Origin of the sequence: Aliivibrio sp. A6 (assembly GCF_028765505.1) — a bacterium.
In the GTDB taxonomy this organism is placed as follows: domain Bacteria; phylum Pseudomonadota; class Gammaproteobacteria; order Enterobacterales; family Vibrionaceae; genus Aliivibrio; species Aliivibrio finisterrensis_A.
The window spans coordinates 23,639-43,164 of sequence record NZ_JARACR010000015.1 but is presented as its reverse complement, the minus strand read 5'-3'; the positions used below and the strand labels follow the sequence as shown (position 1 = coordinate 43,164).

Sequence of the window (19,526 nt, the reverse complement as noted above, 5' to 3'; positions counted from 1 at the left end):
AAAATCGAACAAAGCCAATGTGTAATACAGCGGCCTATAAATTATTGATTATTATTTTAGAATATTAATCTTTGGTTGCTCTGGCGTTAACTCTTGCACATGCCAATCTAAACCAATACTTGGCATTGTTTCTAAAAATGGATCAGGGTTTAACTGCTCCATATTAAATACACCGGCATCAGCCCATTCACCACGGAAGAATTGCAGCGCCGCAGTAATCGCTGGCACTCCTGTCGTATAAGAAATCGCTTGGTGCTCTACGTCTTTATACGCAACTTCATGATCAGCATTATTGTAGATAAATACGCTACGCTCTTTTCCGTCTTTTTGGCCTTGCACCCAAGTACCGATACAAGTTAACCCGGTATAACCCGGAGCTAATGAGGTTGGATCGGGTAATAGCGCTTTTAATACATGCAGTGGTTGAACAACTGTACCATCATGCAATGTCAGCGGCTCAGGACTTAACAAACCAATATCGCGCATACAGTTAAAGTAATTTAAATATTGGTCACCAAAGCCCATCCAAAATTCAATCCGTTTTGCCGGAATAAACTCTTTCATGGAGCGCACTTCATCATGTGCCATTGAATATACTTTATGGCGACCACAATGTGGGAAATCAAACTCTAGCATACGAGTATGGCAAGGTACTTGTTTCCACTCTTCATTTTCCCAATAAAAAGAATCACCTTGGATTTCTAGCATGTTGGTTTCAGGATCAAAGTTTGTCGCAAACTTTTTACCGTGATCACCATTGTTAATGTCCATGACATCAATCGTTTCAATCTCATCAAACAAATGCTTAACTGCATACGCGGCAAATACACTGACTACGCCTGGGTCAAAGCCTGCACCTAAAATACCGGTAATGCCTACTTCTTTAAACTTCTGACGATAACTCCACTGCCAATCATAAGCCTCGGGTACTTGTTGTCCCTCTGAGCATAAATCCACTGCGACTGATGTATCTAGGTAAGAAACCTTTGCTTGATAACACGCTTCCATGATTGAAATATTAACCCAAGGAGGACCCGCATTAATAACAAGATCAGGCTTAACTTCTTTAATAAGAGTAACGAGTGCCTCAACGTCATCAGCATTCACAGCTTTTGCTTCCAGTTTCTTAGTCGTATCTTTTAAGTTGCTTTTGCCCTTAATTGATTCGATAATTTTTTCACACTTTTCAATTGTGCGAGAAGCAATCGTAATGTCACCCAGTGTGTCATTATTTTGGGCTGCTTTATGTGCAATAACCCATCCAACACCACCTGCACCAATTTGTAGAATAGACATTATTGTTTTACCCTTATTTTTTCTTGTTCAATTACTAAGTTATCAATTTGCTTCAATAAAGATTCAAAATCTGACATCTTCAAACCTGGATTTAAGATGGTGAGTTTTAACGCGACATTATGATTAACGACCGTTTCGCCTAAAACGGCTATACCACGCGTTAACGCTTCTAGCCTGACCGTTTTATTTAGATCATCTAACTCTTTGACCGTTGTACTTTTAGAGCGGAATAATACGGTTGAAAGTGATGGTTCTGCCAGTAACTCAAACCGATCATTATTTTGAATTAAGGTTGCAACTTGCTTGGCTTGAATTAGCAGATGGTCATACATTTGTCCTAATTGTTCTGCCCCTACATTTTGCATTGTCATAAACACTTTTAAGGCGTCAAAACGTTTTGTTGTCGCGATGGATTTATCGACCAAATTGGGCAGTTCATCATCTTCACGATTTAGATAATCAGCATGATGTCGTAGATAACCGAAATTAGATTTATCTTTTATTAAGATCGCACCACAACTGACAGTTTGATAAAACAATTTATGAAAATCGACACTAAGAGAATCAGCATGTTCAATACCCGTTAATCGAAGCTTGTCCTGACTTAATATTAACGCTCCACCATAAGCAGCATCTACATGAAACCACATACCTTCAGCCTGTGCTATGGAAGACAACGTAGATAAATCATCAATAGCCCCATGATCTGTTGTACCAGCGGTCCCCACTAAAACAAACGGAATTAACCCTTCTGCTTTCAATTCACCAAGTGTTTCCTCTAATGAATTGATATCAATAGTGCCATTTGAATTTGTTTCAACACAGCATACAGAACGCTCACCTAACCCTAATAAAGAGGCCAATTTTTGTACGGTGAAATGTGATTTTTTAGAACATATTATGCGTAATTTATTTGAATACTCTGGTAAGCCCATTTTTTGAATTGAATGTTGGCTTATTTTGTCAGCTATCCAATCACGAGCGAGTAATAATCCCATTAAGTTACTTTGCGTACCACCACTGGTAAATACGCCATCAGAGCACATACCTAACTGGTATTTCTCACATACCCAATCGATTACCTTTTGTTCTACATAGGTTGCTGACGAAGCTTGATCCCATGAATCCATTGATTGATTAAGCGCTGCAATCATCGCTTCAGCAGCGATAGATGAAAGCAATGGCGGAGTATGAAGATGCGCAATACAGTTTGGATGCTGAACAAATATTGAGTTTTTAACAACTAACTCTGTTGTTCTATCAATAACATGTCGTAGATCTGATGGTTCACTATCTAGATTTACGCTTTGAATGGCTTTTTCAATCAGCTCAGGCTTTACTCCTGAATACGGTAATTGTACTTTTTCAAATACTGCAGCTAATGTCCGATTAGTATGATTCAACATAGAAAGAAATTCATCGCTGCCCCCCTCACCTGTTTGAATAAAATATTTTTGCCATTTTTCCTTCTGGCTAGGCTCTTTTTGACTATTTTCTTCTACGAATTGAGTTGATAAATGCGATACAGAAATAACAGTATTCGCATCGATAAGTGTGCTCATTTTTATAACCCTGAAAACTCGTTTTCTTTATACTTCTGTGATCTCTAGTTAGGCCTATATGCATTGATATAGTCTAAATAAGAAATTTAAGATGTGGAAATGCTGTCCATAGCACGATAGATATGGATTGATATATGCCATAAAGACAGTAAGTTTTTAAAGGATCAAGGCTCGGTGATGCTTCCTGTTTCTAATACAGGGCATAATGGAAGTATTAAGCAGATTTGAGTGTGTAATTTAAATGTATTCAATGTTGGGTTTCCCATAAATATGACGTTTCCGTCACTAGTATCCCTTCTATCAACAAGCTTTTGTTGATACCTACCCTACGTATTCACTCTTTAAGTTTTAGACAAATATAAAGGTAAAACGCGTCTCCCCCAGAACAGTTCCGAGATTGTGAAGAAAAATAACACAGCTGTTCATATTTTGGAAATTTTTATTCATAATCATGAAATTGATACGCAAAAACAATTATTTCTGGCGGAGCTTGCCGCTTTTTATCTTGCTTTAAACGTAAAAAAGCCTGCTCATTTCTGAACAGGCTTTCTTGTTTGGAGCGACACACGAGGTTCCCGATCTTCAAGGTCTTAGGCGTGACCTCAACCTTGGTAAGGTTGCGCTCTACCAGCTGTGACACTGCTCATGAGAGCATGGGTCAAACCTCTTTTAACTATAGTCTCAACGTAAAAAAGCCTGCTCATTTCTGAACAGGCTTTCTTGTTTGGAGCGACACACGAGGTTCGAACTCGTGACCTCAACCTTGGCAAGGTTGCGCTCTACCAGCTGAGCTAGTGTCGCATGCTATATTTTTCAATATAGACTTTTATAGATGGTGCCCCGGGCCGGACTTGAACCGGCACAGCGCGAACGCCGAGGGATTTTAAATCCCTTGTGTCTACCAATTCCACCACCAGGGCACGCAATTCTTTATTGCGATGCTCCTAACCAATGTGTTCTAAAAAGAACGGTTAGACACCATCTTTAAAACAGTCTGCCAATGTTACATGACTGCCTTTTACAAATTTGGAGCGACACACGAGGCTCGAACTCGTGACCTCAACCTTGGCAAGGTTGCGCTCTACCAGCTGAGCTAGTGTCGCATGCTACATTTTTCAATGTAGACTTTAATAGATGGTGCCCCGGGCCGGACTTGAACCGGCACAGCGCGAACGCCGAGGGATTTTAAATCCCTTGTGTCTACCAATTCCACCACCAGGGCACGCAATTCTTTATTGCGATGCTCCTAACCAATGTGTTCTAAAAAGAACGGTTAGACACCATCTTTAAAACAGTCTGCCAATGTTACGTGACTGCCTTTTACAAAATCTGGAGCGACACACGAGGCTCGAACTCGTGACCTCAACCTTGGCAAGGTTGCGCTCTACCAGCTGAGCTAGTGTCGCAAAGTCATCTCTAAAAAGAGATTGGAGGCGCCTCCCGGAGTCGAACCGAGGTCCACGGATTTGCAATCCGCTGCATAGCCACTCTGCCAAGGCGCCAATGTATCCTCAATTGGCTAGCCGCTTATTTACTGCCTTCCTCTTGGGTACGGGATGCATTCTACTGAATCAGAACTTAGAGTCAACACTATTTTTCTGTTTTTGTTTCGTTTGGATAAAATGCGATCAAAATGAATATAAAACAAACGAAAAGATGTGTTTCTTGGTACAGATAACACTAGATAAGTTAAAAAATAAGCTCTAATCATTCCAATTAAGAGACAACAAAAGTAAGGAATATCAATTCACTATAAAAAACGAAATGCATTAACATAAAAAAAGCGAACCTAAGTTCGCTTTTCATATATTTAATTCAATCAATCGTCTGCATTAAGCAAATCATCTTTCGCAGCAGCCAAGTATTGGATCATAGACCAGTACGTTAGAATAGTTGCGACATATAAAGCGACATAACCAACCCAAATCATCCAATCATCATAGCGCCAAATTAGCACCCATAGTGCAAACATTTGAGAAACTGTTTTTACTTTACCAACCCAAGAAACAGCAACACTGGCTCTTTTTCCAATCTCTGCCATCCACTCTCTCAAGGCAGAAATAATCAGTTCACGCCCAATCATAGTGATGGCTGGAATTGTCACCCAAATCGAATGATAATGCTCTGTTATCAAAATTAAAGCAGCAGCTACCATAACTTTATCAGCCACTGGATCTAAAAAAGCACCAAAGCGAGAAGTTTGGCCTAACTTTCTTGCTAATAGCCCATCAAGCCAATCAGTAAAACCTGCAACCCAAAAAACCATTGCAGCGGCAAAAGCCGACCATTCATAAGGCAGATAGAAAACAACAACAAACACTGGAATAAGTGCAAGTCGGATAAACGTGAGTATATTTGGTATCGTTAATCGCATAATAATTCTTTAGTTTTGGTCCGCTGGGCCTATGGTGCGCTTTTTTTATCCGTGTTTCAACGCATCCTGTATTTTTTCTGCCAAAGAACGGCTAATGCCGGGGACTTTGGCTATTTCTTCAACACTTGCACTTTTTAATTCTTGTAGACCACCTAAATACTGCAATAATGCTTGTCTTCGTTTTGGACCAACACCGTCAATGTTTTGCAATGTACTGGTTTTCCTCACTTTAGCTCGTTGAGCTCTGTGTCCACTAATTGCATGATTATGACTTTCATCCCTAATATGCTGTATTAAGTGTAACGCAGGAGAATCACTTGGCATAGAAAACTCTTCACCAGATACTTTGACTAATGTTTCAAGCCCATGTTTACGTGTTACACCTTTGGCTATACCTAGCAACAATGGTTGCTTTGGCCAATCAACCCAATGCTTAGAAATGACTTCATAAGCTCGGTTTAATTGCCCTTTCCCTCCATCAATAAAAACAATATCAGGAATTTTATCTACATCAAGCTGCTTACTATAACGACGCTCAAGCACTTGAGCCATTGCTGCGTAATCATCGCCTCCTGTAATACCTGTTATATTATAACGTCGATACTCTGCTTTTACTGGTCCTTCCTGATTAAACACAACACAAGAAGCAACGGTTTTCTCCCCCATAGTATGACTAATATCAAAACATTCCATTCGTTGAATTGAATTTAACGATAGTGCTTCTTCTAATTGCTTAAAGCGTTGATGAATCGTTAACTTATGGTTTGATTTACTGGTTAGTGCCGTCAATGCATTGGTATCAGCTAACTTTAAATAGCGCCCTTTCATTCCTTTAGGGTTTAACTGAAATTGTACTTTACGACCAGAAAGCTCGGTTAATGCTTGCTCTAGTCCTTTTTCATCAAACTCAAAACTGGTTACAACACGATTAGGAATAGTTCGCCCTTGTGAGTGATTCAAATAATACTGAGTTAAAAAACTTGAAAACACTTCCTCTTTATCTGTCTTAGCCGGTATTTTAGGAAAAAAACTTCTGCTTCCAAGTATCTTACCTTGTCGGATCATTAATAAGTGTATGCAAGCCAAGCCATTTTCAATAGCAAAACCTAATACATCCAAATCATCACCGCTGTCGTCTGATACGTATTGCTGCTCTTGCATACGTCTCATTGCTTGAATTTGATCACGAATAATCGCAGCCTTTTCAAATTTAAGCGATTGACTTGCCTCTTCCATTTGTTCTACAAGAGTTTGAATCACCTGCCGATCTTTGCCTTGTAAAAACAAACGAATAAACTCGGTTTGCTCTTTATATTCATCGTCACTCACAATGCCTTTTACACACGGTGCTAAACAACGACCAATTTGGTGCATTAGGCAAGGACGAGCACGATTCGAATAAACAGAATCTTCACACTGACGAATAGGAAACAATTTTTGAATTAAGTGGAGGCTTTCTCGTACCGCTCCAGAATCAGGATATGGCCCAAAATATTCCCCTTTCTTTCGTTTCGTACCACGGTGGATTGAGATCCTAGGATGCTTATGGTTTGAAATAAAGATATAAGGATAAGATTTATCATCTCGCAGTAACACATTATATTTAGGCAAATATTGCTTGATATAATTATGCTCAAGAATAAGAGCTTCCGTCTCAGTATGGGTTACCGTCACATCAATATGATCAATATGACTGACTAAGGCTTTGGTTTTTTCAGATGGGATATTGCTACGAAAATAGCTAGATAATCGTTTTTTTAAGTCTTTTGCTTTACCAACATAAATAACCTCAGCCTCGGTGTTATACATACGATAAACACCGGGCTGATGTGTTACAGACTTTAAAAAAGCATTTGAATCAAAAGAAGGCACTAAAGCGTCTCAGCATCTAAAATACCATGACGAATAGCAAGATGGGTTAATTCAACATCCCCACTTATATTCAATTTACTGAATAAACGATAGCGATAGCTGTTTACCGTTTTAGGGCTTAAGTTTAATTGCTCGGAAATATCCGTCACTTTTTCGCCTTTGGTAATCATCATCATAATCTGCAATTCACGCTCTGAAAGCTCCTTGAATGGATTTTCAGAATCAGGTGTAAATTGACTTAATGCCATTTGTTGCGCGATTTCTGGTGATAAGTAACGCTGACCACTCTGAACCATACGAATGGCATTAACCATTTCGTCCGGACCAGCCCCTTTTGTTAAGTAACCAGCAGCTCCGGCTTGCATTACTTTTGTTGGGAATGGATTTTCAGTATGAATAGTTAATACGATTACTTTCATATCTGGGTTGAAGCGTAAAATCTTTTTCGTGGCTTCTAAGCCACCGATACCAGGCATGTTCATATCCATTAGGACAATATCTGCCTGCTCTGTTCGACACCATTTTACGGCGTCTTCACCGCTGTGAGCTTCCCCTACTACTTTAATTCCACGGACGTCTTCAAGAATACGTCGAATCCCTGTGCGAACCAGCTCATGATCATCTACAAGGAAAACTTTAATCACAACTGACACTCCGATATAAATCTACTGCAACCTCACTTGAGGTTAATTTCAGTACCTATTTTACCTTAAAAAATAAGACTGTCGCATATTGATTATGCGTTAGGACGCAAATTTTTACTATTAAAAATCTATTGACTTTATAAGTGATTGTTAAAACAAACCTAATTGCGATGCTGATAGCTCAGAAAAATCCAAACCAATAAAAGGCAGTATCCCATCAGCAATTGGTTTTAGTTGTTTTTCAACATAATGGTCATAATCGACCGGATTTTTTCTATATTCAATTGGCTCAGGACCTGCTGTTGTTATCACATACTCAATCCAACCACCATATTGATATTGAGCAGGTTTACCCGCTTGTTGATTATAATAATCTGCTAATCGAGCAGCTTTAACATGAGGCGGTACATTTTTTTGGTAATCGTCTAATTTTCTTCTAAGGCGCTTGCGATAAATAAGTTGTTCGTCCAGTCGTCCTGATTTTGTATCGTCAACATACTTACGAACATACTCTTTTACCTCTTGCTGATGGAATACTTTGTCAAAAAGCACTTTTTGAAAAGTTTGTGATAAAGGAGTCCAGTCAGTACGAACGGTCTCTAACCCTTTAAAAACCATTTTCTCTACGCCATCTTTTCGAATTAAACCTGCATATCGCTTTTTTGATCCTGTTTCAGAACCACGAATAGTAGGCATTAAAAAAGTACGGTAGTGGGTTTCATATTCAAGCTCTAGTGAAGACTCTATGGCGTAAGTCGAAAGTAAGTATTCGCTCCACCACTCATTAATATGTTTCACTAAATCATGTCCAATTCTGTCAGCCTCTTTAGAAGATACTTTTTGTCCTAATGTGACAAATGTTGAATCCGTATCACCATAGATCACCTCATAGCCTTTCTCTTCTATCAACTCACGAGTGGTTTTCATGATCTCATGCCCTCTCATCGTAATAGAAGAGGCCAAGCGATGATCAAAAAAACGACAGCCTGACGAGCCTAAAACCCCATAGAAAGAGTTCATGATAATTTTTATCGCTTGAGAAAATGCTTTCTCATCATTCTTTTTAGCGACATCTCGTGCTGACCATAAAGATTCAATTAAACTCGGTAAGAAATGCTTTGTTCGATGAAAACGTCCACCTCTAAAGCCATCAATCGCTTGATCTTTTTCTATTCCAACTTCCTGCTTTAACCCCTCTATAAGACCGAGAGGATCAATCCGAAACGTTCTAATTATTGAAGGGTAAAGTGATTTAAAATCGAGCACCAATACAGAGTCATATAACCCTGGTTTTGAATTCATCACATAGCCACCAGGGCTAGCAATCCAATTTTCACTTTCAAGATTAGGCGCAATATAGCCCGAGCGATGCAACCTTGGTAAATATAAGTTTGTAAATGCAGCAACAGAACCACCAACGCGATCCAGCTCTACCCCTGTTAGTTTTGTTCTTTCAATCGCAAACTCTAACAAATGGGTTTTATCAAAAATTCGTGATACTAAAATACAATCTTGAAGATTATAATTGGCAAGCGCTTGCTTATCTTCTCGATACATACGGTTAATTTCACCCATACGATCGCTTGGATCATGTATTGATTTACCTTCATTAAGTAACTCTTGCGCAACATTCTCTAGAGACCAGCTCGAAAAGTGATAAGTCGCTGTTTTTAAAGCGTCAATACCATCAAGAACCACTCGACCAGGAAACGAAAGAAAACCTTGTTGGCGATTCTTATCTGAATCCCGCCAATACAAATTACTGTTGCTTCGGCCTAATCGAAATGAGAGGTTATGCCATTTAGCACGCTGAATAAGCAAACGAAAATCAAAATTAACGACATTCCAACCAATAACGATATCGGGGTCAAAGGTTTGAAACCAACGCTCTAATGCAAGTAATAATGCTTTTTCATTTTCTACCCATTCAATTGATAACTCAGTTTCTTCTGGTTTTCCAACCATAATGATACGAGTGTCTAAGTCGCTATGTAGAGCAACGGAATACAGAATACCTTTTTCAGAACACTCTATATCCAATGATACTTTGCTGAAAGACGGGGTTACCTCGGCGGCTTTAATTTTGACATTTCGATACTCAATATGGTTTTTTCGTTGTATAGGCGTTCCTATAAAAGAAAGCCCTCCACAGATAAATCGCTCCATTAAATAGCGATCAGCTAATCTAATATCGTTTTCAAAAATGGGTAATTCGGCTTGCTCAAAATACTGAGCGACTTGACGCTTTTGATGTGTGCTTGTGAAATAAATAGCAGTGACGGCTTGATGATGAAAAGTACTTAATTGTGTTTCTTTAAGTGTGTATGAGATCTGTTGGCTATGTAAAACACGCTTATACTCAGATAAACGCTCTGTCAAAATAAAAGCGACAGCAAGTTCACTCTCAATTAAAAGATGTGCAATATGGTCATCACACTTAACCCATAAATCGACCAAGCTTTGTGAATTTATTTCTTTGTTTTGTCGAGTAAGTAAAAAGCCTGTCTGATGTGAATTCAATCTTTAGCCTATTCTTCTTTCTATTTTATTAAATTCACTAACAACCCAACCACCAAACTCTTGTAATAAAGCGATGGTTGAGCGTTTTGGTATTTTACGTCCCTTCAATAACATAACAACACGTTCAATTTCCGTTTGTTTTTCTGGGTAATACTCTAAAAATTTTCTTGCACATAATATAGGGTGATCATACCAACCTTTATCCTTATGCATAACCAAAGAATAACAACTACGTAATAGCTTTTTAGCGATCGTTTTTTGCAGCTCAACTTGAAGTTCAATGTCTTGGCTAGCTAAGATTTTTTTCGTGTAAGCATCTAACCACTCTTCAATATCCATATTCATATTCTTAGCAATTTCCCAACTTGGTTCAAAATCACCAAATCGAGTCGATAAATCATCGCCAAAAACACATACACAGCAATGACGAAGCCAAAAACCCCAACTAAAAATAGATTCAAGTTGTAATACATCGTTTGTTTCACCGATATTAAATGTCACGCCAGTAATTTGTGGATATTTAGATTGAAAACGTATTTTTATTGTATTTATTAAGGTTTGCTCTTTATTTGTTAACGGTACGGTGGTTATTAAGGTTACGTCTAAATTTGAACGTGTTGGAATTGCTTCACGTCGTGCCACACTGCCATATAGGTAAATACTATGAACCGATTTAGGGACTGCTGAGCGAATATGCAGAATGAGATCTCGAATGACAGGTTCAAACTCTATTTGAAAAGGAGAATGTTTATCAATAATAGGTAAAGTATAACGAGACACAAAGAACTCCAATCATAAATAACTTAATGTAATGATCGCGACTTCATGAATAAAAAGCAATAAAAAACCGGCCATATAGACCGGTTTGTTTATATAATAATTAACACTATGCTGTAACTGCACGTTTTTTGGACAGAACCATTAAGCCACCACATACACAGATGAATGCGGCTGTTGCTGCTATAAAGGCAATTAACACAGAAGCGGTAAAGCCAAGAGCAATATAACCAACAGCAGAAACCCCTGCAATTGAAAGCGCATAAGGTAATTGTGTAGCTACGTGGTCAATATGGCTACAACGAGCACCAGTAGAAGACAGAATCGTTGTATCTGAAATTGGAGAACAATGATCACCAAATACAGAACCCGCTAATACCGCACCTAGCATTGGTAAAATAAGAGCAATGTCTGTCGCACCTGCCATGTCACCTGCAATTGGTAACATGATACCGAATGTACCCCATGATGTACCTGTACTAAATGCCATCAAACCTGATAGTAAAAATAGGATAACTGGGATCCAGTGAATACCAATGCTGCCTTGCGCTAAACTAGATAAGTAAGAGCCAGTTTGCATATCACCAATTACAGAACCAATTGTCCATGCAAAGAAAAGGATCAAAATAGCACCGAACATTGACTTCGCACCAATCCACATTGTCATACCAATGTCTCTTGGAGAGATACCTTGACGGAAAACAGTGATAAGCGCAGAGCCTAGACCGATTAATCCACCGTAACACAATGACGCGCCAACATCGGTATTTTCAAAAGCACCTAGAATATTAAACTCTTTACCATCAGCAATTAATGCTTGTCCGCCGGTATAAATCATAAAGAATACCGTTGCGACAATTAACGTGATAATAGGGAAAATGAGATCAGACACTTTACCCGTTTTACTTTCAGTAATATTAAGTTCTTCGTTTAAATCTTTAGATTCTTTATTAACGGCTTGGTCATCAAAACCATTACCACGAGCGGCTTCATTTTCATGATCACGCATTGGTCCTACATCTAGTTGGAACCAAACTACTGCAAATACCATTAATAAAGCAAAGACTGCATAGAAGTTCATTGGAATTAAACGAACATACGCGCCTAGTGCAGAGTATTCAGTAACACCATGCGACACCAAAATACCACCAATAATAGTAATGATGTACGCACCCCAACTTGATGCTGGCATTAATACACACATAGGGGCAGCAGTTGAGTCAAGGATATAAGCTAGCTTTGCTCTTGATACATAAAAACGGTCAGTTACAGGGCGGGATATTGAACCAACAGCTAAGCTATTAAAATAATCATCAACAAAAATGAAAACACCAAGGAAGGCGGCAAGGAGTTTCGCACCACGCTTGCTTTTAATTCTTGTCTGAGCCCACTCAGCAAAAGCGCGAGTACCACCAGAAAGAGTCAGAAGCGCAGTTGTCATTCCCAATAAAATAAGGAAAGCAACGATACTCATGTTCCAGCTATTAATTGCGCCATCATCGATGAACACGCCTTTAACAGAAGTAAATACATAAGAAGCGGTACCAGAAATAGAATAATTAGACAGCAAAATTGCGCCTAAAACGATACCAACACCAAGAGAAAGTAAAACTCGGCGAGTTAAAATTGCTAAACCCAATGCGATTAATGGGGGCAATATTGATATCGGAGAATTTGAAAAATCAGCTAAGTTCATGATCTACAACAACCAGTTTGGTTGGAGATCTACTGTTGATACGGCAATGCCGTTAAAGGAAGTGAATGTTAAAACAATTCCCCACAGTAGCGCTCCATAGTTAAAAAATAAAATTGACTATGGCAGTGTTATTCCTTTTCGAAATAACCCCAGCTAACACGTCTGATTAACGTAATTAACTTCGGCACTGACTCCTTTCGATTGCTGTCATCAGAATCACCCTCTAACAATCTACTCTTAGGCAATGCGCCTCTACCCGTTTAGGTGAAAGTCATTGTACGGACTGAACACAATTTTGCAATACTATATCTGAGTATTTTAACATTAACTCATCACTACGGTCAGAATGAGATACTTTATCTTGGCGAATAGTCTACAAATGTATTATTAAATCTCACTTTTAATATTTCTATCACTATCAAATTATTATTTCTTTATTGGAAAGTTTGTTATATTATTTTCTTGTTATATAATAAACGTATTATCAAAATAATTATGGAATCAATCATGTCTGATACAATTAAAACACTATTAAACCTACGTAGCCTTCGTGTATTATCTCGTGAAATGACACTAGAGCAACTAGAAGAAGCTCTTGAGAAATTACAATCAGTTGTTGCTGAACGCCAAGAATCTGAAGCTGAAGAACGCTCTCAACTTGCTGAAAAACAAGCAAAACTTGAAGAGTTCCGTCAAATGATGCTTGAAAGTGGTATCGCTCCAGAAGACCTACTAGATACTATGTCTTCTACTACTGTTAAAACAAAACAAAAACGTGCACCTCGCCCTGCAAAATACAAATTCTTAGATCATGCTGGCGCAGAAAAAACGTGGACAGGCCAAGGTCGTACTCCATCAGCACTACAAACTCAACTAGATGCAGGTAAAGCACTAGAAGATTTCTTAATTTAAGATTAATACTCTTTTGATTCAAAAAAGCCACTCATTGAAGTGGCTTTTTTATTTCTATTGTTAACTTTTTATCATAAAAGCATTCGATTAAATTGTTTCAAAAGTTTAATCATATCTATACTCTTTAATTAAAATTCTTCGTTATTGGTATTCAACACATTACTTGCTCTAAAATACATACGCTATACCAACATTACCCGTCGTACTTGCCGTGTGTTCTATCATTGAACTCTTTTCTAAATTGCCTTCTAAGTTCACATATCGAAGATCACCGGTTACACGAATATTTGACGTTAAATGAAAATAAGTAGATAAGCCAATATGAGTAATTGCTTGATAAGTAACACCTCCTAAAATAGTTGCTTTACGTTCATCCAATTTCTGCATTTGAATATTATCGGAATCTTCAGGCTTAAAGGTACGTGGGTCATAAACAAAACGAAGAATAATATTTTGAGGTGTTCCTACAGGGTAAAGACGATATCCACCGCTAAAACCACGTAAAAAAAGGTGCTCTCCCTCATAACCAACAACTGGAATTACCGTTGTATTTGAAGGAGTTTCTTTATAAAAAGAAGGCGAATAGGCTGCTCCAACAATCAATCCATTTACGAGTTTATTCACGATAAAAACCTTTTTATTACTTTGTATATTTTAAACACTCTAGAACATAACAAAGACACCATACAGCATGACGTACCATTTTGACAGTTTTTTAGGTTTATTTTGTAAATTAATCGTGAAAATACAATTATTGAACTCAAATAAAATAACAATCAGTATTAGTTATCCCTTCATTTATCTTCAAATTTCAGATATAAAAAAAGCAGGCTTTTATGGCCTGCTTTTTTTTATATTTTTAGCTAATAAATTAACTATCATCTTCTCTAAAGTTACTTGGTAAGTTCAGTTTCATCTCATTCCAAATAAGATTACCTTCCATACCATATTGACGCATTCTTGGCATTACTGCGTCTTTTCTTTCTTCTTCACAAATTTGTTTTAAATCACGGTAAAATTGTAACGCAAGTTCACGTGCTTCTGGGTTTGAAAAGTAATAACTACCAACTCGTGCATATAGCTTTTTAAGTCCGTTAAAAATTAGTCCATAAATTTGGTTTCCAGATTTAAAAGCCACGCCTTGAAATAACATATAATCGTAATAATTAAATGTTTTAGCGATTAAGATTTCTTCACGCTTAGCAGGATCTTTTTCATTATCTTCTTTTACTTCAGCTTTAATTTTAGCGCCAAAAGGTGACTCTTCGATAAATGCATTCCAACTTTCAGCCGCTAAAAGTTGCTCGCATGAATCAATAACACGGTCAAGAGTACGCAATGAACCTTCTTTATTAGCTTTAAAGGCTTGTCTCATAAATATACAACTAATATTAGTTCGAGCGGCTAATAAGTCTTCTACGATTGACGTCGCATTGTTCGCATCAACTAATGTCATTAACGTATCTAAAATATGAAGACCCGATGTCTCCATATAATTATTTACCTTCGTTGGCTTACCATGTTGAATTGTTAACCAACCATCACGAGCTAAACGCTGAAGAACTTCACGCAATGTTGTTCTAGTCACACCTATAAGCTCAGAAAGCTCACGCTCAGCGGGCAAAATCGACCCTGGTGGGAAACGACCGTTCCAAATACTTTCAATAATGTATTTTTCAGCAAATGCTGCTGGACTTTTAGCCTTAATAACCATACAAGTTTACAATCCAATCTTTATATAAAATAACTTCACTCATCATACCACCAGTTCAATAAATTCTTAACCACTTATTAATTTAACTCTCAATGTAGAAACATTTGCTCTATTTCTTAACCCTTACTTACCTTGAACAATCAAGCAGTAGCTATCTTTTTTTTATCGCTTTCTATCAGTTTTACTCATAAAACCGAGCAAAGGCACATTTTGATCAATTTACCTCTTTTCGAATATTGACTATTAATGATTTAAGAGTAAAGTTCAGGCGTTTGGTATAAGGGCGGATTTATATAGGTAGTTATTTGGCAAAGCAGTAAGGTATTTTTTGTTGTTTTTCTAAATAGTTGTTTATCTTTCAAAAAAAATAATACGTTAGGCGATTATTATCAACTTCCTACACCTCCTTATGTTCATAGAATCAATGTAATAATCTAGAGAGCATCACATGTCTATTTCACTAGGGAATGCATTTATCAAAAACTTTCTTGGTAAAGCCCCCGACTGGTACAAAATTGCAATACTGTCATTTTTAGTTATTAACCCTTTTGTATTTTTCCTAATCGACCCATTTACTGCTGGTTGGTTATTGGTTATTGAGTTCATTTTCACACTGGCAATGGCTCTTAAATGTTACCCATTACAGCCAGGTGGTCTACTTGCCATCGAAGCGATTGCAATAGGAATGACAAGCCCTGAACAAGTAAAACATGAACTTGTGGCTAATATTGAAGTATTACTTTTACTTGTCTTTATGGTTGCTGGTATTTATTTCATGAAGCAATTGCTTCTATTTATCTTTACCAAAATTTTGATTGGCATAAAATCGAAAGCAGCTCTTTCTGTTGCATTCTGCTTTACTGCTGCTTTCTTATCCGCGTTCCTTGATGCTTTAACCGTTATTGCTGTTGTTATCAGTGTTGCTGTTGGCTTCTATGCTATTTATCACCGAGTGGCTTCTGGTCAAGGTGGTACTCCAAGCCACGATCATACATGTGATTCAAATGTAACCGACGAACTGACTCGTGATGACCTTGAAAACTACCGTGCATTTTTACGTAGTCTTCTTATGCATGCAGGTGTGGGTACTGCACTTGGTGGCGTAATGACCATGGTAGGCGAGCCTCAAAACTTAATCATTGCAGATCAAGCTGGTTGGATGTTTGGTGAGTTCATTATTCGCATGCTACCAATCACTGCCCCTGTATTTATTTGTGGTATGTTAACGTGTTTTGTCGTTGAGAAATTAGGCATCTGTGGCTACGGTGCAAAACTTCCAGAAAACGTACGTAAAATTCTAGAAGAATACGATGCGGAAGAAAGCAAAAACCGCACAAATATCGATAACGCTAAATTAATCATCCAAGGTTTAATTGCAGTATGGTTAATTGTAGCACTTGCTATGCACCTTGCAGCTGTTGGCCTAATTGGTCTATCTGTTATCATTTTAGCGACGGCATTCACTGGTGTTATTGAAGAGCACTCAATGGGTAAAGCGTTTGAAGAAGCATTACCATTTACCTCACTGCTTGCTGTATTCTTCGCGGTTGTTGCGGTAATCATTGATCAAGAGCTATTTAAACCTATTATCGACGCTGTACTTGCAGTTGAAGATAAAGGCACTCAACTTGCCCTTTTCTATGTTGCGAACGGTTTACTGTCAATGGTATCGGATAACGTATTCGTAGGTACCGTTTACATTAATGAAGTAAAATCGGCATTATTAGATGGTGCGATTACTCGTGATCAATTTGATCTATTAGCGGTAGCGATCAATACAGGTACTAACTTACCTTCTGTTGCGACACCAAATGGTCAAGCGGCATTCTTGTTCCTATTAACATCAGCTCTAGCACCGTTAATTCAATTATCATACGGTCGTATGGTATGGATGGCATTGCCATATACGATTGTCTTGGCTCTTGTTGGCTTATTCGGTATTGTATTCTTCCTTGAACCAATGACTGCAATGTTCTACGATTTAGGCTGGATCACACCAGGTGCAATTGAAAGTGCAACTTCTGCGGTTTCTAGTGGTCATTAAGAAGGTATAATCACTTTTGATATGAAAGGCTCTGTTTATACGGAGCCTTTATTTTTTATTAAGGAATAATTAATGCAAGCCCTCAACCATTTCTCCCGCATTCGCTTATCTTGGCTGCTATTGCTTCTTTGTATCGCTGCTTTTGAAGCTGCAGCTCTTACTTTTCAACACGTCATGAAATTACCACCTTGTGTAATGTGTATTTATGAACGTGTTGCTATGATGGGAATTGGTGGTGCCGCAATTATTGGATTATTAAACCCAAATAATCTCATTATTCGCTGGTGTGGTTTTGTTGCTTGGGGGATCAGTGCAGGATGGGGATTAAAGCTCGCTCTTCAACATGTGGATTTCCAATTGAACCCATCACCTTTCGCTACCTGCGATTTATTCGTCACCTTCCCTTCATGGGCACCACTCAACAAATGGGCACCATGGATGTTTGAAGCGTATGGTGACTGCAGTAAAATTGTATGGCAATTCTTAACGTTAACTATGCCTCAATGGTTAGTTATTATCTTTACTGGTAACTTAGTGGCTTTGGCTATTTTTGTTGTTGCTCAATTTTTTAATAAGAAATCAGCCTAACAACCTTTTGATTTAACACAAAAAAGCCATCAATCAGTTGATGGCTTTTTTATTCTATTTTTTACTAATACCATTCTGGATAAGTAGTTGTTCAGATAATTGCGTAGAAAAAATCGATTAGAACAAGGCATAAATTACAGTAACTAGTGGGTCTAATTACACCTAATTTTTGCAATAGAAAGGTATAACGCAGATATAATCGATTTTAACAAGCAAGAATGATCAAATACTTATGTAGATTGGTATAAAAGATAGCTTCGTGTTTATTTACCACAACACTTCTTAAACTTCTTACCGCTTTCGCACGGGCAAGCATCATTACGGCCCACATCTTTATATGGATTTACCTTTTGGCCTTTATAGCCAATTTGATATTCATCCGCAGCCATTGCTACTTCTTGTATCATAAAATCAATTTTCGGTAACATCTGCTCTAGCGTTGGTGGCGTATCAATTCCTGTTTCAGCCATTTGACGATGAGTTTCTTTTTCATCAACGGCAAGCATCATAGTCGTCAGTAATGCAGACAGCATTCGCATCGTACCATCAGCTACGTTAAGATCTGCCCATAACTCTTCAACTGTTGGCCATAGCGTCATAAAGCCTTCAGCAAATTCTGCTACATCATCAAGATTATCAAAATTTACAACCTCAGTGACTTCATATTCATGACGCTTTAGTAATGTGTATTGATGCTCTATTTGCTGAGATACTGGTTTTAGTATTGCTTGTACATTATCAGCACCAACCAAGTCGCTTAACCACACTTCAGGGTCTAATGGCTTGGTTGCCATATTTGCAGCAAGTACCGCTCCTTCAAGAAAGAGGCCAGAGCAGTTCAAATCAACACCATCTAGTGCAATTAATTGATACTTCATTATTTATTCACTTCCGAAATTAAGTTTTCGGCGTAGTATAGCGCAAATAATTATTAGAGCCTAAGTGCCGTTATTATTAATTTTTTGCTGTCGAGAAATATTATGAAAAAAAACCGAGGATTTACCCTAATTGAATTAATTGTTGTTATTGTAATTTTAGGAATTTTAGCTGTGATTGCCGCGCCAAAATTTTTAAATTTGCAAGATGATGCCCATGAGTCTAGAGCTGATGGTGTTTTTTCTGCCTTTACTGCCGCTGTAGGTATGTATCATGGCGCTTGGATTCTGCAAGGTGAACCATCAGCAAGTTCTGCTGTTGGTGTTACTTTCGCTGATGAAACTATTTACCCATCAAATGAAGGTTTTCCATTAGGTACCACTTATCATGGTAAAATTACAGGTGAAGGTTGTGGTGAAGTATTTAGGTCTATTCTGAATACAGACTTTACTACTGAGCCTTATCTAAACGGAGGAATGTTTCCTACTGATGTTGATATGAAATATTGGTATAACAGTTCAAATGAATGCCTTTATTATTACACTTCAAATATGGATGATAATACTAATAAAGGCTACACCATGCGTTACTCAGTAACAACGGGTGAAACTGTTGTCGAGTTTACAAATTTTCCAAAATAAGTGACATAGC

14 protein-coding genes, 6 tRNA genes, 1 pseudogene and 1 riboswitch are annotated in these 19,526 nt (G+C 37.9%); of the genes and pseudogenes, 4 read left to right on the top strand and 17 right to left on the bottom strand.

The genetic code is table 11. The features are described from left to right. Positions 1-51: 51 nt before the first annotated feature. The 14 genes and pseudogenes from PVK70_RS10505 to PVK70_RS10440 all read right to left on the bottom strand — a co-directional run bounded on the left by PVK70_RS10505 (position 52) and on the right by PVK70_RS10440 (position 12,741). Entirely contained in the window at positions 52-1,296 is a 1,245-nt protein-coding gene (locus PVK70_RS10505) for a carboxynorspermidine synthase (RefSeq protein WP_130047419.1), read from the bottom strand. Further along, positions 1,296-2,795: pseudogene (locus PVK70_RS10500) on the bottom strand (pyridoxal phosphate-dependent decarboxylase family protein); the annotation flags it as partial. The pseudogene PVK70_RS10500 and the gene PVK70_RS10505, both read right to left, overlap by 1 nt. Positions 2,796-3,583: 788 nt before the next feature. Next, a tRNA-Gly gene (locus tag PVK70_RS10495) sits at positions 3,584-3,659 on the bottom strand. Positions 3,660-3,691: 32 nt separating this feature from the next. Continuing rightward, positions 3,692-3,778 (bottom strand) — tRNA-Leu (locus PVK70_RS10490). A 107-nt stretch (positions 3,779-3,885) separates the two neighbouring features. After that, a tRNA-Gly gene (locus PVK70_RS10485) sits at positions 3,886-3,961 on the bottom strand. 32 nt (positions 3,962-3,993) lie between these two features. Then, positions 3,994-4,080 (bottom strand) — tRNA-Leu (locus tag PVK70_RS10480). Positions 4,081-4,188: 108 nt separating this feature from the next. Next, positions 4,189-4,264, bottom strand: a tRNA-Gly gene (locus tag PVK70_RS10475). A gap of 22 nt (positions 4,265-4,286) precedes the next feature. Continuing rightward, positions 4,287-4,360: transfer RNA gene (locus PVK70_RS10470), tRNA-Cys, on the bottom strand. Between the two features lie 317 nt (positions 4,361-4,677). Next, positions 4,678-5,232, bottom strand: coding sequence for a CDP-diacylglycerol--glycerol-3-phosphate 3-phosphatidyltransferase (gene pgsA / locus PVK70_RS10465; RefSeq protein WP_130047417.1), 555 nt, complete (start codon positions 5,230-5,232; stop codon positions 4,678-4,680). Positions 5,233-5,277: 45 nt separating this feature from the next. Beyond that, positions 5,278-7,104 (bottom strand): excinuclease ABC subunit UvrC, encoded by a 1,827-nt coding sequence (gene uvrC, locus PVK70_RS10460; RefSeq protein ID WP_130047416.1) that lies wholly within the window; start codon positions 7,102-7,104, stop codon positions 5,278-5,280. Continuing rightward, positions 7,104-7,748, bottom strand: coding sequence for a UvrY/SirA/GacA family response regulator transcription factor (gene uvrY / locus PVK70_RS10455; RefSeq protein ID WP_060991346.1), 645 nt, complete (start codon positions 7,746-7,748; stop codon positions 7,104-7,106). Before uvrY ends, uvrC begins: the two co-directional genes overlap by 1 nt. A 150-nt stretch (positions 7,749-7,898) precedes the next feature. Beyond that, entirely contained in the window at positions 7,899-10,268 is a 2,370-nt protein-coding gene (locus PVK70_RS10450) for a DNA polymerase II (protein ID WP_130047415.1), read from the bottom strand. A gap of 3 nt (positions 10,269-10,271) precedes the next feature. Beyond that, entirely contained in the window at positions 10,272-11,048 is a 777-nt protein-coding gene (locus PVK70_RS10445; protein ID WP_130047414.1) for a nucleotidyltransferase domain-containing protein, read from the bottom strand. 106 nt (positions 11,049-11,154) lie between these two features. Continuing rightward, positions 11,155-12,741 (bottom strand): Na+/H+ antiporter NhaC family protein, encoded by a 1,587-nt coding sequence (locus tag PVK70_RS10440; RefSeq protein ID WP_130047413.1) that lies wholly within the window; start codon positions 12,739-12,741, stop codon positions 11,155-11,157. A gap of 79 nt (positions 12,742-12,820) precedes the next feature. Then, positions 12,821-13,004, bottom strand: a riboswitch (Lysine riboswitch). A 244-nt stretch (positions 13,005-13,248) separates the two neighbouring features. Here PVK70_RS10440 and PVK70_RS10435 point away from each other — a divergent pair. After that, on the top strand, positions 13,249-13,653 hold the full coding sequence (locus PVK70_RS10435; RefSeq protein WP_165367178.1) for an H-NS family histone-like protein: 405 nt from the start codon (positions 13,249-13,251) through the stop codon (positions 13,651-13,653). Between the two features lie 168 nt (positions 13,654-13,821). Here PVK70_RS10435 and PVK70_RS10430 read toward each other — a convergent pair whose 3' ends face one another. Further along, the gene (locus PVK70_RS10430; protein WP_338000491.1) at positions 13,822-14,277 is read right to left on the bottom strand and encodes a MipA/OmpV family protein; all 456 of its coding nucleotides are present in this window, start codon (positions 14,275-14,277) and stop codon (positions 13,822-13,824) included. Between the two features lie 247 nt (positions 14,278-14,524). After that, positions 14,525-15,367 (bottom strand): fatty acid metabolism transcriptional regulator FadR, encoded by an 843-nt coding sequence (gene fadR / locus PVK70_RS10425; protein ID WP_130047410.1) that lies wholly within the window; start codon positions 15,365-15,367, stop codon positions 14,525-14,527. A 448-nt stretch (positions 15,368-15,815) separates the two neighbouring features. Here fadR and nhaB point away from each other — a divergent pair, with 448 nt between their 5' ends. After that, positions 15,816-17,411 (top strand): Na(+)/H(+) antiporter NhaB, encoded by a 1,596-nt coding sequence (gene nhaB, locus PVK70_RS10420; protein WP_130047409.1) that lies wholly within the window; start codon positions 15,816-15,818, stop codon positions 17,409-17,411. A gap of 72 nt (positions 17,412-17,483) precedes the next feature. After that, positions 17,484-17,999 carry a disulfide bond formation protein DsbB gene (gene dsbB / locus PVK70_RS10415; RefSeq protein WP_130047408.1) on the top strand — a complete coding sequence of 172 codons (516 nt, stop codon included), beginning with the start codon at positions 17,484-17,486 and terminating at the stop codon, positions 17,997-17,999. A 263-nt stretch (positions 18,000-18,262) separates the two neighbouring features. Here dsbB and PVK70_RS10410 read toward each other — a convergent pair whose 3' ends face one another. After that, positions 18,263-18,877, bottom strand: coding sequence for an SEC-C metal-binding domain-containing protein (locus PVK70_RS10410; RefSeq protein WP_130047407.1), 615 nt, complete (start codon positions 18,875-18,877; stop codon positions 18,263-18,265). Between the two features lie 102 nt (positions 18,878-18,979). On the opposite strand from PVK70_RS10410, the gene PVK70_RS10405 reads away from it, so the two are divergent. Beyond that, entirely contained in the window at positions 18,980-19,516 is a 537-nt protein-coding gene (locus PVK70_RS10405; protein ID WP_130047406.1) for a type II secretion system protein, read from the top strand. The last annotated feature ends 10 nt before the right edge of the window (positions 19,517-19,526 follow it).